We start from the raw sequence: 926 nt of genomic DNA, 5'->3' as shown, positions 1-926 counted from the left end.
CTAGGCTCTGTACGTAAAGTATTGTCGCAAGCACCGCATAGCGCAGGCCAATGAGACCATCGCCGCAAAACTTGTTGCGAGCTTGTCGAAGCGCGTCACGATGCGACGGTTCTCCTTCAGCCAGCCAAACATGCGTTCGATGATGTTGCGCTGCCGATATTTGGGGCGATCAAAAAGTCGAGGCAATCCTGGCTTGGTTTTGCGCTTCATGCTTCGCAACGGAATGACTGGCTGCATGCGATAACGATCACAATACTGGCGCAGCGCTTCAGCGTCGTAACCCTTGTCAGCCAGCAACCAGCGGCAACGCTTGCGTGGGCGACCGCGCAGGCTGGGTATGCAAGCCTGATCGAGTAGCGGTTGGGCATAGGCTATATCGCTGGCTTGTCCGCCTGACAACAGGAAACGCAGAGGCACACCATTGGCGTCGCACAGCATGTGAATCTTGGTCGTCAGGCCACCCCGGCTGCGCCCGAGCGCGTGGTCTTGCGGTTCTTCAAATCCCCTTTTTTCCCGGCACCTGATGAGGCCCGGGTTGCTCGTACGGCAGTGGAGTCGATCATCCATGTTTCCAAGTCAATCAAACCCTGCTCATTCAATCGGATATGAAGACGCTTGAGCATCTGATCAAAAGCTCCGCAATCACGCCATCCCCGGAACCGTTGATAGATCGTTGACCAAGGGCCGAATCGTTCGGGCATGTCTCGCCAGGCTGCGCCAGAGCAAAGCACCCAGAGAATACCGTTTAGCATCAGGCGATCATCGGCCCGAGGGCGCCCGGTGCGCTGATTTTTGGTGAAGATATCTGCAACCAGATCCCAGGCTGCGTCGGGGAGTTCATACCGCTTTGCCATCTTGGCCTCCTGGCTTTAATGGCGGTGTATTTTACAGAAAATCGTATTTCTTGGGTTTACGTACAGAGCCTA

The 926-nt window shown here is 55.5% G+C and carries 1 protein-coding gene; it reads right to left on the bottom strand.

The annotated features are described in order from the left end of the window. Window positions 1-854 (bottom strand): IS5 family transposase gene (locus tag TU74_RS23915; protein ID WP_086005488.1). Its coding sequence is split into 2 segments (ribosomal slippage): window positions 1-510 and window positions 513-854, totalling 852 coding nucleotides; the frame shifts between segments, so codons are not numbered across the junction. Window positions 855-926 lie beyond the last annotated feature (72 nt).

The organism is Pseudomonas lundensis (assembly GCF_001042985.1).
GTDB lineage: Bacteria > Pseudomonadota > Gammaproteobacteria > Pseudomonadales > Pseudomonadaceae > Aquipseudomonas > Aquipseudomonas lundensis.
This window is presented reverse-complemented; position numbering and strand designations above follow the sequence as displayed.